The 14475-nt window shown below is 47.4% G+C and carries 9 protein-coding genes; 7 read left to right on the top strand and 2 right to left on the bottom strand.

Annotated elements, in window-relative coordinates:
- The first annotated feature begins 3 nt into the window (after nucleotides 1-3).
- Nucleotides 4-1194, top strand: coding sequence for an ABC transporter permease (locus tag QP794_RS30590; RefSeq protein ID WP_285080556.1), 1191 nt, complete (start codon nucleotides 4-6; stop codon nucleotides 1192-1194).
- Nucleotides 1187-2365, top strand: a complete 1179-nt coding sequence (locus tag QP794_RS30585; protein ID WP_285080555.1) for an ABC transporter permease — start codon at nucleotides 1187-1189, stop codon at nucleotides 2363-2365. Before QP794_RS30590 ends, QP794_RS30585 begins: the two co-directional genes overlap by 8 nt.
- Before the next feature lie 188 nt (nucleotides 2366-2553).
- Here QP794_RS30585 and QP794_RS30580 read toward each other — a convergent pair whose 3' ends face one another.
- Complete coding sequence (locus QP794_RS30580; protein WP_285080554.1) at nucleotides 2554-3396, bottom strand: flagellar motor protein MotB; 843 nt, start codon at nucleotides 3394-3396, stop codon at nucleotides 2554-2556.
- The gene (locus QP794_RS30575; RefSeq protein ID WP_285080553.1) at nucleotides 3380-4177 is read right to left on the bottom strand and encodes a flagellar motor protein; all 798 of its coding nucleotides are present in this window, start codon (nucleotides 4175-4177) and stop codon (nucleotides 3380-3382) included. The genes QP794_RS30580 and QP794_RS30575 overlap by 17 nt, the downstream gene beginning before the upstream one ends.
- A 169-nt stretch (nucleotides 4178-4346) precedes the next feature.
- Between QP794_RS30575 and uvrB the strand changes: the two genes are divergently transcribed.
- From uvrB to QP794_RS30550, 5 genes are all read left to right on the top strand, one after another.
- Entirely contained in the window at nucleotides 4347-6338 is a 1992-nt protein-coding gene (uvrB, locus tag QP794_RS30570) for an excinuclease ABC subunit UvrB (RefSeq protein WP_285080552.1), read from the top strand.
- A 790-nt stretch (nucleotides 6339-7128) separates the two neighbouring features.
- Nucleotides 7129-9987, top strand: coding sequence for an excinuclease ABC subunit UvrA (gene uvrA, locus QP794_RS30565; protein WP_024631566.1), 2859 nt, complete (start codon nucleotides 7129-7131; stop codon nucleotides 9985-9987).
- A 526-nt stretch (nucleotides 9988-10513) separates the two neighbouring features.
- On the top strand, nucleotides 10514-10726 hold the full coding sequence (locus tag QP794_RS30560; protein WP_024631564.1) for a hypothetical protein: 213 nt from the start codon (nucleotides 10514-10516) through the stop codon (nucleotides 10724-10726).
- A 274-nt stretch (nucleotides 10727-11000) separates the two neighbouring features.
- Entirely contained in the window at nucleotides 11001-12167 is a 1167-nt protein-coding gene (locus tag QP794_RS30555) for a S1C family serine protease (RefSeq protein WP_285080551.1), read from the top strand.
- Nucleotides 12154-14109 carry a stalk domain-containing protein gene (locus tag QP794_RS30550; RefSeq protein ID WP_285080550.1) on the top strand — a complete coding sequence of 652 codons (1956 nt, stop codon included), beginning with the start codon at nucleotides 12154-12156 and terminating at the stop codon, nucleotides 14107-14109. Before QP794_RS30555 ends, QP794_RS30550 begins: the two co-directional genes overlap by 14 nt.
- Nucleotides 14110-14475 lie beyond the last annotated feature (366 nt).

Below are 14475 nucleotides of genomic sequence, written 5' to 3'. Positions count from 1 at the left end.
CAGATGAACATATGGCATATTTGCATCTTTGAGCTGAGACGGATTCTGAAAATTCGCTCGGTTCTGCTGAATCTGTTTATTCTGCCGCTGCTGCTCATCTTTATATTGGGTACTGCACTTTCCAGTACAATGGGCACGGCAAAAGAAGCCATTCCTGACCCGGTGAGAGTAGGAATCATTCAGGCTGAAGAAAATTCCGGTTCCGGTGCGATCAGCGAAGCTTTGAATACATTTGTGACATCCCCGGCGGTAGCCGACATGATGAAGGTGCAGAACATTTCTACGGAAGAAGAGGCTGTAAGTGCACTGCGACGTGGTGACCTGGATTTTGCCGTAATAGTCCCATCCAATCTGGAGGAGCAGATCATGAATGGGGAAGAGGCGAGGTTGCAATGGATACTTGGGAGAGATGGCACGCTCAATGTCGTGGGTGAAACATTGTTTACCCGGTTTACGGATGAACTGAACAGGCAGGTCGCTATGGTAAACGTATTTGGTCCCGAAGTGGTCGCTGCCATGGCTTCCTCTTCTGAATCAGATGCTGCCAATTCCTCCTATATTGCTATAAGCAGCCCCGGAAAGGCCGGGACATCATACAGTGCCTCCCAATATTATGCAGCTTCTATGCTGGCTATGTTCATGCTATATTCTGGACTCACGACCAGCAACAGCCTCTTCGGCGAGCGTGATAAAAAAACGTTAACCCGTCTGCAGGCTGCTCCAATAGGCAATGGCGTTATCTTTGCAGGGAAAATTGCAGGAAACAGCCTGCTTGCCTTCATGCAGGCCATCATTATTGTACTGATGACACACTGGTTATACGGCGTAAATTGGGGTACACATCCATGGCTGCTTGTTTTGATCTGTGTGCTGATCACGCTGGCTTCCATGACTCTCGGTGTGATTGTCGCCCTGGTCTGCAAAAATGCTGCATCGGCAAGTGCTGCTCTACAGGGCATAATCATTGCGATGACGTTTATCAGTGGTGGCTTCACACCCATAGCGTCCGATTTTGTACAGCAGATTAGCGAATTTACGGTAAATCATTGGGCTCTTCAGAGTTTTTTGCAAATGATGCTTGATGCTTCACTAAGTCAGATTATGTACAATATCATGATGCTTGGTACGGTAGGTGCAGTATTATTGGCACTTGCGGCATTGATCTACAGAAAGGCGGGATACCGCTATGAATAGTCTGAATATTGCCTGGTTAATGATTAGACGCACACTTGGACGTAAGTGGGGCTTCATCACATTTCTCCTTCTTCCTTGTTTAGTCGTCACAGGGGCAGTTTCGATATTTGGGGGGCAGCATGAAACGCGTGTAATCATTCCCTTTATAAACGAGGATCATGGTGCGGCAGGTGCGATGATTGTGGATGAACTTGCCCGCAAGGAGGAGTATCTGCTCAAGCCAATGGATGATGTAGTGGAACTTAAGGAAGCCATCGCCCAGCAAAAGGGGAGTTCCGGCATCATCATTCCGGCGCATTATACCGATGATCTGCTGCAAGGCAAGCAAACGAAAGTACAACTGGTAGAACTCCGTGTAAGTGAAAGTTCCTATACATTAAGAGCCGCGGTTGAAGGTTTGGCAGCAGGGCTGAAACAGTCTGCAACAGCAGTGTTGACTACAACAGGTAGTCCTGATGGTGCGGCCCCTGATCCTGTATTAAACCAAGAGAAATTCGAACAGTTGTTACAGGAAACGAGCAAACATCAAATTTCGGGTGAAGCAACCGATCTTCAAATTTATCCGAAACCGGGTCTGAACAATGTGACTGGATTTACAATCATGTTCATGATGGGTTTGCTTACAAGTGCAGTAGCCGTCATAATGGAGGACCGCAGGCAGCGTACGATGGCACGAGTCTACACAGCTCCGGTCCACGCCTATGAAATCGCGCTGGGCAATTTTCTGGGAAGTTTTGCGATCGGTTTGATCCAAATTGTCTTGGTGCTGGGGATTAGCCGATGGGTGCTCCATTACGATGCGGGAATTCCATTTGGTATCCATCTTCTCATCCTGGCCGCGTTTATGCTGGTTTCGATGGGGATTGCGAGTACGGTTGCCGGATTGATTCGTGAATCCAAAAATGCAAACATGCTGAATTCACTAATCATCACACCGACGTGTATGATTGGCGGCTGTTTCTGGCCACTGTCAATCATGCCGGATTATATGCAGAAACTCGCTAATTTTGTTCCTCAGAAATGGGCAATTCAGGCGGTTGAAACGATCTCCGCTGGCGGTACGTTATCGGATATTGCCCTGCCGATGCTGATTCTGTTTGGCATGGCAGCCATCTTGCTGACGGTGGGTTCTGCGATTCTTCGTCCAAGTCAACCAGGCGTGGATGCATAATGTATGAAATCGGTTGTAAGTTGAAGGTGATCCATCAGGTGCCATTACCATAAAACGAAGAAAATAAATGATCTGCTGTTTAGCAATAGGAGATAGAAGTAAAAACAAAAGCACGTTCTGCTGAATCGAATTCAGTAAAACGTGCTTTTTATAATAGTGCTAGGATGTTTCATACGAAATGTTGGCGATTAAGGCTGGAGTTGACGCAAGACGGTGATTTCCACACGTCTATTTTTTTGCCGTCCTGCTGCGGTGGTATTATCCCCAGTTGGGCGGGTGTCCGCGTATCCGGCATATTGAAAACCGTCAGGGTCAAGCTTTTCTTTGTCGATAAAAAATCGCAATACAGACAGTGCGCGTTCACCGGAAAGCTCCCAATTGTCTTTATAGGTAGCATTCGCCCCGACAGGAACGTTATCCGTATGGCCTTCAATGCTGACAACGGTGCTCAGATCACGGAACAGGCTTGCCAATTTGCTCAGTGTGGGGGCAGCATCGCTTTTGAGGGCTGCTTGTCCCTGATCAAACAGGAAGCGGTCACTGAGTGTAATGGAGATGCCCTGAGGCTTGTCCGCAACAAAAATCTGATTCTCCAGTTTGTTGTCCTCGATATACTGAGTAATTACATTGAAGAGATTTTGCAGTTCCAGTTCCTGTGATCTGAATTGCTCTTCCCGCTCCGTAAGTGGCTGATTATCATCTTCTGACGTACCTGTCCCGGAGCCGGAAGAAGATCCTTCGCCTTCTCCGGGTTCTTCTCCCTGAATCTGGGAAGGCGGATTTTTGGTAATAGCTTGTCCCGCTGTACCGGCAATCCCTTCACCTTGGTCAAGCAGGGAATTGGATTGGTTAAATGTATTTTGCAACGATTGAGTAACCACATCGTATTTACCAGAATCCAGATGGCTCATGGCATACATGATCACAAAAAAGATCAGCAGCAGGGTAATGAGATCGGCATAGGTAATCATCCAGCGATCTCGATGATCTCCAGGTTCACGTTTTCCGCGCCGTTTACTGCGCCGACTCATCCAATCCCTCCTTCACTAAAGGACGTGTAATCTGGCGGTGAGTGAGTGTGAAGGACTCCAGCCGTTTACGCACGAGTTGGGGGTTTTCCCCGTTCTGGATAGAAAGTACTCCTTCGAGCAGCATTTCCATCGTCTGAATTTCGTCTGCGCCACGGGATTTAATTTTGGACGCAATGGGTAAAAAGATAAGATTGGCACTGGCGACCCCGTACAGGGTTGCGGTAAAGGCCACAGCAATCGCTGGTCCGAGTCCTGTAGGATCGGTCAGACTGCCAAGTACCTGAATAAGTCCCATTACGGTACCAATGATCCCCATCGTTGGAGCATAGCCGCCTGCTGATTCAAAGATTTTGGCATATCCATCATATTTTTGTTCGACGGAATCAATCTCCATCTCCATGATCTGGCGAACAACATCCTGATCTGTGCCATCGACAACCATCTGAATACCATCTTGCAAAAATGGATGCGGATGGTCCATCACTTTTCGTTCCAGTGCAAGTACGCCTGAGCGGCGAGCAATTGAAGACATATCTACAAGTTCTTCAACCCACTGGCTTGAGTCATTGTTATTACGCCCAAAGGCCATGCGGAGGGCGGCAGGAATCGTACGCAGCCGATGTGCAGGGAAACTGGCAACGACTGCAGCAATCGTTCCACCAAATACAATTAGAGCAGCCGTCTTTTGCATCAGACCGGATAATTGGCCGCCTTCCCATAAAAAACCACTAATGACTGCGGCAATCCCGGCAATAATGCCGATAAGTGTCGCAATATCCATAAATTAACCCACTCCTATCTTTACTTCGCGATTGCATCACTTGCATAGACTTGGTATAATTAAACGGGAACAAATATTCCTATTACTATAAGTTTTCCCATATGTAAATTCGGGGAACTTCGACAATATATAGTGACTATTATTTTAGACGATAGGGTGAGATACGGCAATGAGCGATATTATAATGAGCGACAAAACGTTCGAAATCGAGTCAGAGTTTTCTCCCCAAGGTGATCAGCCTGCAGCCATTAAAGAATTGGTGAAGGGTGTTCAGGAGGGGAAGAGATATCAGACGCTGCTGGGTGCAACCGGTACGGGTAAGACATTCACCATTGCACAGACGATTGCCAAGCTGCAACGTCCCACGCTGATTATTGCCCACAATAAAACGCTGGCAGCACAGCTTGCAAGTGAGTTCAAAGACTTTTTTCCGAATAACATGGTTGAGTATTTTGTCAGTTACTACGATTACTTTCAGCCAGAGGCCTATATTCCTTCCTCGGATACGTATATCGAGAAGGATTCAAGTATTAATGAAGAGATCGATAAGTTGCGCCATGCGGCTACGAGTTCATTGTTTGAACGCAGGGATGTCATTATTGTAGCGAGTGTATCCTGCATTTATGGTTTGGGTTCGCCGCATTCGTATTCCAGCATGCTTCTGTCCTTGCGGGTAGGGATGGAGAAACCGCGCAATCAGATATTGTCTCGTCTGGTAGAGATTCAATATCAGCGAAATGACATTAACTTTGTGCGTGGCACGTTCCGCGTTCGTGGCGACGTTATCGAGATTTTCCCGGCTTCAAAGGGTGAACATGCCATTCGGGTGGAATTGTTCGGTGATGAGATTGAGAAAATTACGGAGATTGACGTGTTAACCGGAGAACTGGTTGGCGAACGTGAACATATCGCTATTTTCCCGGCATCTCACTTCGTAACCCAAGAAGAGACGATGCGCGTCGCGCTGGTGAACATTGAGCGTGAACTGGAAGAGCGTCTTGAAGTGTTGAGAGAACAAGGTAAATTGCTGGAGGCTCAGCGACTGGAGCAGCGTACACGGTACGATATCGAGATGATGAAGGAAGTCGGGTTCTGTTCAGGAATTGAGAACTATTCCGGACCACTGACATTCCGCGAACGTGGCGATACACCGTACACTTTGATGGACTATTTCCCGGATGACATGTTAATTGTGGTCGATGAGTCCCACGTGACTCTGCCACAGATCCGTGCGATGTATAACGGTGACCAAGCACGGAAGACCGTACTGGTGGATCACGGTTTCCGTCTGCCATCTGCGCTGGATAACCGTCCGCTCAAATTCGAAGAGTTCGAGGGAAAGATGAATCAGATCATCTATGTATCTGCAACACCGGGTCCCTACGAGATTGAGCATACGGATACGATGGTACAACAGATCATTCGTCCAACGGGTCTGCTTGATCCAATTATTGAACTGCGTCCAACGAAGGGGCAGATCGATGACCTGATCAGTGAGATTAACGACCGGATTGCAAAAGACGAGCGGGTCCTGATCACCACATTAACGAAGAAAATGTCCGAGGATCTAACGGATTATCTGAAGGAGATCGGGATCAAGGTGCGTTATTTGCACTCCGAGATTAAGACGTTAGAGCGTATGGCGATACTGCGTGATCTCAGGCTGGGGGTTTTCCATGTACTGATCGGGATCAACTTGCTGAGGGAAGGTCTGGATCTTCCAGAAGTTTCTCTGGTAGCCATTTTGGATGCCGACAAGGAAGGCTTCCTGCGTTCCGAACGATCACTGATCCAAACAATTGGCCGGGCGGCACGGAACAGCGAAGGTCGAGTCATTCTGTACGGTGACAAAGTGACGGATTCGATGGATAAGGCGATTAAGGAAACGGAACGCCGCCGCGCAATCCAGATTGAATATAACGAAAAGCATGGCATTACACCACAGACGATTCGGAAAAAAGTGCGTGATGTGATTGAAGCAACCAAAGTTGCCGAATCCAAAAAAGACTATCTTACAGGCGCTGCCGAGAAGATGTCGAAGAAGGACCGTCAGGCGCTTATTCAACGCCTAGAGGTAGAGATGAAGGATGCTGCCAAAAACCTGCAGTTTGAGCGTGCGGCTGAGCTTCGCGATGCATTGTTGGAACTGCGCGCGGAATAGCTCGTAAGGGCCGGTTGCAGGTTGTTTAGAGATAAGTAGAGGCACAGATAGTGAATATTTCGCTGCAAGGATAGATCTTCAACAAGAGAACGGCCGCGTGGCCGTTCTCTTGTTGAGTAAGGAAATCAGTAATCTACCGGTAATTAGATATGTTGAAAACTTAAAATCAGGTCTATACTGGTAGAAAAGTTGAAATTGGTTAAAAGGTTTATAGGAAAGCATTTGGAAGTTGTGTCCTTGGGAGCCGAGCCGAAGGCAATGGCGACCTTTCGCGAGCGAGGCGAAGCCGTGAGCGTCCCGGTGTTTAAGGGGAGCCGAGCCGAAGGCAATGGCGACCTCTCGCGAATGAGGCGGAGCCGTGAGCGTCCCGTGTTCAAGGGGAGCCGAGCCAGAGGCAACGGCGACCTTCGCGAGCGAGGCAAAGCCGTGAGCGTCCCGGGTTCAGGGGAGCCGAGCCGAAGGCAATGGCGACCTTTCGCGAACGAGGCGGAGCCGTGAGCCTCCCGGGTTTAAGGGGAGCCGAGCCGAAGGCAATGGCGACCTCTCGCGAATGAGGCGGAGCCGTGAGCGTCCTCTCGTGGTAGAGGCAGCTGTCCAGGATACCGGCAAGAGCCGGAATCTTGGACGAAGCTGCGGGCACACAACAACCATTCACATAGCAAGACCCGACCATTCACCACGCACCGCCTGTTTCGGGTGTCCAGAGGGCTGCGCCCTCTGGGGCCCTCCCTTGGAAGGGAGGGTTTGGGAGGGATCGAAAAGCATTACAACATTGAGAGGATGAATACTATTGGCGAGCGAGAACATTGTCATCAAAGGCGCGCGAGCGCATAACCTCAAAAACATTGATATCACCATCCCGCGTGACCGTTTTGTCGTATTGACCGGTCTGAGTGGCTCAGGCAAGTCCTCGCTGGCTTTTGATACAATTTATGCCGAAGGACAACGACGTTACGTGGAATCATTATCGGCTTATGCACGGCAGTTTCTGGGGCAAATGGAGAAACCGGATGTCGATTCCATTGAAGGATTGTCGCCGGCTATTTCCATAGATCAGAAAACGACAAGTCGTAACCCGCGTTCTACCGTCGGAACCGTTACGGAAATCTATGATTACCTGCGTCTGTTATTTGCACGTGTGGGACATCCCCATTGTCCGGATCATGGCGTGGAGATCACCTCCCAGACCGTAGAGCAGATGGTAGACCGCGTGATGCAATATCCTGAACGGACCCGGCTGCAGATTTTGGCACCGATCGTTTCAGGCCGTAAGGGTGAACACAAAAGTGTGTTTTCCGATATTTCCAAACAAGGCTTTGTCCGTGTTCGGGTGAATGGGGAATTACGTGACCTGTCTGAAGATATCCAATTGGAAAAGAACAAGAAACACACGATTGAAGTAGTCGTTGACCGGATCGTGATTAAGGAAGATGTGCAATCACGTTTGGCCGATTCGATTGAGACTGCACTAAATCTGTCCGGTGGACAGCTGCTGGTAGATATTATGGGTGAAGAAGAACTGCGTTTCAGTTCCAACTTTGCCTGCCCAGTGTGCGGATTTAGCATTGAAGAGCTGGCGCCACGGATGTTTTCTTTCAACAGTCCATTTGGGGCTTGTCCCGATTGTGATGGATTGGGCGTTAAAATGATTGTTGACCCGGATCTATTAGTACCGGATCGAAGTAAAACGATTGAAGAGGGTGCGTTTGATGCCTGGACAGGCGGTACATCCACCTATTATCCGCAATTCCTGAAGTCGGTATGTGAACACTTCAACATCCCGCAGAATGTGCCTGTAGAGGATCTTCCTGCAGAGCAGATGAACAAGCTGCTGCAGGGTACAGGTACGGAGAAAGTTCGTTTCCGGTACGAGAATGACTTTGGGCAACGGAAAGAAGCAATGGTTACCTTTGAAGGTATTGTGAATAACTTGGAGCGTCGTTACCGTGAGACAGCATCCGAGGGTATCCGAGAATTCATTGAAGGTTATATGAGTGCGAAGCCGTGTGGTTCTTGCAAAGGGCACAGACTGAAGCGTGAGAGTCTTGCCGTTACAATTAACGATCACAATATGGCGTATGTGACAAGCTTGTCCATTGGAGAAGCAGGTCGTTTCTTCGACTCACTGCAATTGAGTGAAAAAGAGCAAACCATTGCCAAACTGATTTTAAAAGAAATCAACAGCCGTCTTGGCTTCCTGGTAAACGTAGGTCTGGATTATTTGACCCTTAGCCGTGCTGCCGGAACGTTGTCCGGTGGTGAAGCCCAACGGATCAGGCTAGCGACACAAATTGGTTCCAGTCTGATGGGTGTACTGTACATTCTGGACGAGCCAAGTATAGGTCTGCATCAACGGGATAATGATCGTCTAATTTCTACACTCGCTCATATGCGGGATATCGGTAACACACTGATCGTGGTTGAACATGATGAAGATACGATGCTTGCTGCCGACTATATCATCGATATTGGTCCGGGTGCAGGTATCCACGGCGGTACTGTGATGTCGCAGGGTACACCGGAAGAAATCATGAATGACGAGAACTCGTTAACAGGTCAATATTTGAGTGGACGTAAGTTTATTCCGGTACGTACCGAGCGCCGTAGTGTTGGGGACCGCTGGCTGGAAGTGCGCGGAGCGAAGGAAAATAACCTGAAAAACCTGAATGTAAAAATTCCGGTAGGTGTATTCACGGCTGTAACGGGTGTATCCGGCTCAGGTAAATCGACACTAATTAATGAAATTTTGTATAAAACGCTGGCTCGCGACTTGAACCGCGCACGGGTACGCCCAGGTCAGCACAAAGAGATTCGGGGTCTGGAACATATCGATAAGGTTATTGATATTGACCAGTCGCCAATCGGACGGACACCACGTTCCAACCCGGCTACCTATACGGGCGTCTTTGATGACATCCGTGATCTGTTTGCACAGACCAATGAAGCCAAAGTGCGCGGTTACAAAAAAGGCCGGTTCAGTTTCAATATTAAAGGTGGACGTTGTGAAGCTTGTCGCGGGGACGGCATTATCAAGATTGAGATGCACTTCCTGCCGGATGTCTATGTTCCTTGCGAGGTCTGCAAAGGCAAACGGTACAATCGCGAAACCCTTGAAGTCAAATACAAAAATAAAAATATTGCAGATGTGCTGGGAATGACAGTAGAGGATGCAACGCAATTCTTCGAGAACATTCCTAAAATTCATCGCAAAATGCAAACCTTGCTTGACGTGGGGCTAGGCTACATTAACATTGGGCAGCCTGCAACAACCTTGTCCGGTGGTGAAGCACAACGTGTGAAACTTGCTTCTGAGCTGTATCGTCGCAGTACGGGTAAAACCATCTACATTCTGGATGAGCCAACCACAGGTCTGCACGTCGATGATATTGATCGCCTGCTGACCGTATTGCATCGTCTGGTGGATTCCGGAGAGTCAGTACTGGTGATCGAGCATAATCTGGATGTAATCAAAACAGCCGATTATGTCATTGATCTGGGTCCTGAGGGCGGAAGCGGTGGTGGAACCATTGTTGCGACAGGTACGCCAGAGGATATTATTAAAGTGGAAGCTTCTTATACAGGCAAGTACTTGAAGCCAGTATTGGAGCGGGATACAGAACGAAGCAAGACGCTACAATTGACGGAGTAATGCTGCCCAAGGCTATCCTGAGAAAGTGGACATGGATCTACCTTTTCAGAATAGTCATCTGTGGTGGTTCATTCAAACTAGCTGCAAAGCTATGTAGTATGGCTATAGGAATAAAATATTATCTAACCCTTCTTATTGCGAAGTGTGAGGCATCCATGTATCATCTGATGTTCTCGTCTTCCCAAGAGAAGGGTTTTCTGATATTGTGGCGTTTGGCCAATCTCAATATGACATCGGTGAAAGTGTTTACATATGCGATAGAGCAAGCATTCCATCAATCTACTGCCAAACTGGATTTTTTTCATTTTTCTGGATGATAGGGCTTGCATTACAGGCAGGGTACAGATAACATAGAGGAAGATATTAGGGTATGCGTTAGCATTCTGTATTTTGCATCACTTGAATCGGTTCTGGATACAAGTTGTAAATGAGAGTCTCATTTCAATTTACATCCTGCTGATTGGAATTCAATGATTGGGTTGTTGCAAAATGCATGTTCAACTATGGTGAGGAGGTCTGTCTATCCATGCTGTTTGCAGAAGCTGCCACGGCGAGTACTTCAAATTTTAATGCGTTTGATATTTTTGTCATCTTATTTACGATCCTGATTTTCATCGGAGTGGTACGCCTGATTCGTGCACCGAAGAAAAATTTATTTGCTATCGGATTTGCAGTAGTCAGTCTGCTGGTATTTCTGTTGACCGACTATGCCATGATTACCGGTTGGTTTGGTTCGTAGAGACACCGCTGAACTTATTTGAAAACAGCAAATAGAAGAACAGACAAACACTTTCCAGGGGAGTTTAGGAGGGTGTTTTTTTGTGTTTACAGAATGTGTGGAAATATGCGGGTTTTTTCTGTTAAAAAATAGGGCTTGAAGCGATTGTACAGGAATAATTTGTATGTTAAATTGAAGGATACCGGTATTGCAGATGGTAGAGAAAGAGATTCAGCAATGAGTCATATGGTTCGGTTGCATAACGGAAGATATATAGAGAGGGTTAGGTGAGAGAATGAGAGTGTTGGGGAAAAAGGGCGTAGCCACGCTGATGGCTGCTGTACTCTCGATCAGTGTTGCAGCAACAGCTGGCGCAGCGGAGTCTTCATCAGGAATGCAAGCCAAAGTGGTAGATGGACAAGTATATGTTAGTTCAACGGATTTGGTCAAAGCACTCGGAGGAAGTGGTCAATATGATGCCAAATCCGGAACGTTTCAGTATAAGGGCAGTGAAGCAGTCCCGAAAGTAATTGAAAAAGTATCCCCGTCTGTTGTAGGCATCATCGGCAAATCTACCGAATCACAGGATGGCGTCACATCCGATCGCTATAATCTAGCTCATGGTACTGGCGTGATCATCCGCTCCAACGGCTGGATTGTGACGAATGCCCATGTGGTTGATGGGTTAACCGATCCGCTGGTTGTGACGACCGATGGCAATACATATAAAATCACCAAAACATACAGTGACCCGTTAAGCGATATCGCTTTGATCAAAATTAATGCCAAGTCTCTTCAACCGGCGACCTTTGCCAAAGCTTCACAGACTACCGTTGGAGAAACCGTTATTGCTATCGGTACACCGATATCCTTCTCTTTGCGTAACTCTGCGACAGTAGGCGTAATCAGTGGTCTTAATCGGGGAGTGGAGGCCACCTATCGGTTAATTCAAACAGATACAGCCATAAACCCAGGCAACAGCGGCGGACCACTGGTCAACCTCAAAGGCGAAGTCGTGGGTATTAACTCTATGAAATTTTCAGCAGTGGGTATCGAGAGCATGGGATTTTCAATTCCAGTAGATACCGTTCAATATATTATCAATCAGTTCTTTGAATACGGGAAAATTAAGCGTGCAAGCCTTGGCCTGCAACTGGAAGAGAGCTGGTCAGCGATTGTGGGCTTGCCTACAGATGATCCTTTGACGATTACCGGCGTACTGTCAGCCCAAGCGAAGAAAGCGAAAATCAAAGAGGGGGATGTGTTATACAGTGTGGCAGGCACACGTGTGTCCTCTGTGGTGGATATTAATGAGCTGCTCAAAAAGTATGTGCCAGGACAGAAGGTCAAACTGGTGATGCAAACGGAAGGCGATATTGTCACTCGTACGGTGGTCCTTGCTGATCGAGCGGATATCCAAGACGATGAAGATGAGCAGTTCCCTGTAGATGAAGACCAATAAAGCCCGGCGAGCAATCCGGATCCAGAGAGGACGAATGAACGGAATGAAGAAATCTTTTTTACGTGTGCTGAGCACAGGTATGTTAGCCGGGATGCTGAGTATTGGAGCGGCATTGCCTGCATGGGCATCCGATCTTACGACAAGCGAGCTGCGGATCACCGCAGGTAGTACGAGTGCCTACATCAATGGCAGCAAGCAGACAATCGCTAAACCATATAAATTCAAAGGGGTTACGATGGTTCCCGTCGGTGTATTCAAGAAAGCTTTTGGCAGCGAAATTCGACTGGAGAAGAATGATGTAGTCAAAGTCAAAGAAGGTCCGCATACCGTCACCTTAACGATTGGCAGTTCGATTGCCTGGGTGGATGGTGTCAAAAAAGAGATGGGCGCAGCCCCAAAAATGATGAACGGGGTGCTCATGGTGCCACTTCGCCCGGTAGCTGCGGGGATTGGCGCTACACTTGCCCCAAGCAGCTCAGGAGAGATGGTCATTCGTTTATTGCAAACGGATGGATCGACGGATGACGACGAGAGTAGCATTAATCTGGATGAAGGCAAAACAAGAATTGGTAACAGTTATTATGGCTGGTCCATGAATTATCCATCTGACCTCATGATTCTGCAAACGGGTGAGCAGGAGCGTATGATGACTTTTGGTGCAGAGGACAGCAGTTATTATCTTGAAGTGTATGTGAGTGACCAAGATGTCAATCTGGATTCGGATGATTTGTTACAGCAACTTGTTCAGGAAGCCAAAGAGGCCGGAGATACAGTGCTTGATCGGGAATCGATTGCCAAAGGGGAAACCCCGTATGCCCGGATAGTGGTTAAAGATGCGGACGGTGTTTTATGGGAAATGCGTCAATATATCAAGGATGGTCGCCAATATGATGTATACCTCGCGGATTATGGAGCTCTGAATTATAAGGATCTGGGCAAACGTGCAGCGCTGCTCAACTCATTCCAACCTACGTATGTTCAGTCGGATCGTACGATTAAGGATCTTTCAACGGTGGATGAGGGTATGCGCTCTACCTGGAATGACGATTACGGCATTGAACTGAAGATTCCAGCAGGCTGGTCTATGGACAACACCCAGATGATATACGAAGCCAAGGATGGTGCATATCTGCAACTTCGTGTTACATCTGCACCGAAGGGTGCAACAGTCCAGGAGTGGAGCGGCCAACTGGACAAGTGGATGCGTGAGACGTTCACGCCTGAAAGTTATGAGCCGATCGGTTCGTATACGATGGATGTATCAGGCGAGACTGCCGAGGTGAATGAATTCCGTTATAACTTTGGCGATGGATGGCAGACGGAGTTCGATGTTCTTTTGCAAAAAAACGGGTATCGTTACTATGCAGAGTATACGTTCCCTGAGGAGCAGACGAAGGACCGTGAATGGTTTAAGAGTATCATGAAGAGTGTTGAGATTGACTTTGATACGGTAGCCGATAATTTCGGACAGCTGGATGAAGACCCGTATTTGACGGATAAAACAAATTCCGTGACACGAACATCCAAACGTTATCATTACAGTGTGGATATTCCACGTTACTGGACGCCGTACAATGACCGATTTGAATATTCTCCCGTCGTATATACCTTCACAGGTGGTCAATTCTCCATTGCCGCGAGTGAGGACAAATCGATTGAAATGACGGTCAGTCAACTTCGAGAGGCGTATGCGGAAGCAACCAAAACACGTAAAAACTTCAAATTGATTAGCAGTGAGGAGATGACGTTTGCCGGTGTGCCTGCGTTTTCCTTCATCTATCATGAAGTGGACAATGGTGTGCCATATACCGGACGTCAGATTGTGTTTGAACAGAACGGAACGACATATACGATAACAAGTGGGTTGAATGACGCCAACAAGACGGAAGTCCAGGCAGCAGCGCTGGAAAAAGCCGTGAACTCATTTACATTTATTAAATAATGCGAAATGCTGAAATAACAGAGATACATGTTGCCGGAGGGTCATAAGACCTTCCGGTTTATTATTTTTTTATATCTATATAGATCCTTCGACTGAAGTGGTCGATGTAAACTGGACCAAACATTTACACGATAACGGAGAGGACAGAAATAACCTGAAGAAGCATTAGCGTTCGCCTTTATCCCCGGATTTTCACCTTAAAAAGAAATCAAAAAAATCTGGGGATAACAGCGATCGGAAGGTTATTCTGTCATCGGAGTGCCGAGTGTAAATATTTTTTAGATCAATGTATATAGTGTGCATCTATTGTTGTAGAGATGGAAATGAAAATGATAAACGGTTTTTTCAGGAAAGCGTAGAAGAGTC

Origin of the sequence: Paenibacillus sp. UMB7766-LJ446 (assembly GCF_030226665.1) — a bacterium.
Taxonomy (GTDB): domain Bacteria; phylum Bacillota; class Bacilli; order Paenibacillales; family Paenibacillaceae; genus Paenibacillus; species Paenibacillus vandeheii.
This window is presented reverse-complemented; position numbering and strand designations above follow the sequence as displayed.